Below are 1,287 nucleotides of genomic sequence, written 5' to 3'. Positions count from 1 at the left end.
TAAACTTAAGCGCGATTCATTTACATTTGCTAGACGATGCTTATCTGCATCCATATAGAAATAATTTCCACTCAATGTGAAATCAAGAGGCGTGCTACTTAGGGTGATATCATCGTTACGAGCCTTAGTGGCGATGATAAGGCTGCGTGATGCGCTATTGTTTGATGTGTCGCGGGTTGTGAAAGCTAAGTGCTGGCCATTTTCAGTCATATGCCCAATTGCTCGGTCAGAGCCTGTTCCCAGAGTAAGCAATCCAAAAGTATCGAGAGTGCCGCTGCCGCCTTCGTAGAGATCTAGGCTCCGGCTACCGCTCAAACCTCCAGTCTGTTGCTGTGCCGCACTAAAGGCCATGTCTTTATCTCGCGCTAATTCCCACGTGCGATAAAAATCACTTGGTGAATTAGGTTGACTCTCTGATACGCTTCTTCCGATTAAACTCCACTCTTTTAATTGTGCTGTAACCTGAACTGGTTTTCGAACTGTGTCGAGCGTATTGGTATCCATTGCAATGCCAAATTCAATAACGTCATAGTCTCCTGTAATAACATCTTCACTCACTGTTTCCGGAGTTCTTAAACCATGAAGCTCCCAAGAGAAATAACGTAGTTTTTCAGCAATATCACCACGTTCAAATTCTTGAGTGGCGCTGTCCTGAGTGACGTCATAAATGCTTGCAAAGCCATAACCTGCACCGGTGAGCCAAGTAGGACTATCGCCGTAATCCACCGGCGGCTCAAAGTCTAGCTCCGTTAAAATAGTATTAGGCTCTTGTTCATTGACGCGATAGAGTTTGTAGTACACAGGGTTGTAGTCGTAACCATATAACCGACTGCCCCCAGTGTTGCGTTCGGTCACGATTTGAGCAATTGCACGGTCATTCAAAAAGAAACCCTGTGTGCTTAAATGTGTCCCGTTAACAAGCGTGCCCTCGTTTTCATCTGTTTCTAGTTCGGTTGTGAAATACCTATAACGATTCTCAGGGCGATTCGGCTCTGTAGTAGCGGTGACATTCGTTGTTTTGAAGCGAAGCGTAGACATTCGTATAGGAATGTTGGGTAGTAAGTCATCGTAACGAAAATCTAGATAGAAAGAATTATTGATTAGTTGCGGGAAGGATTGGCTATCGTCACCGCTACCTAAATCTGTACTTAATGTTAAAAGTTTGTTGTAACGCGAATCATTCTCGAGATCTTCAATAAATCCCATGCCGAAAATTAGTGAGTTGAAAGTCAAAGCGGGTCGCAGCCTCTCGTATATTTCAGTGCCATTTATTTCTGGGTTGAGCTC

The 1,287-nt window shown here is 44.2% G+C and carries 1 protein-coding gene; it reads right to left on the bottom strand.

Annotated features, from left to right (window positions below):
• On the bottom strand, positions 1-1,287 hold a 1,287-nt coding region (locus tag A3739_RS29250; RefSeq protein ID WP_197472014.1), incomplete at both ends, for a hypothetical protein.

The organism is Oleiphilus sp. HI0067, from assembly GCF_001635735.1.
The sequence above is the reverse complement of the archived record's forward strand: the minus strand, read 5'-3'. Positions and strand labels throughout refer to the sequence as shown.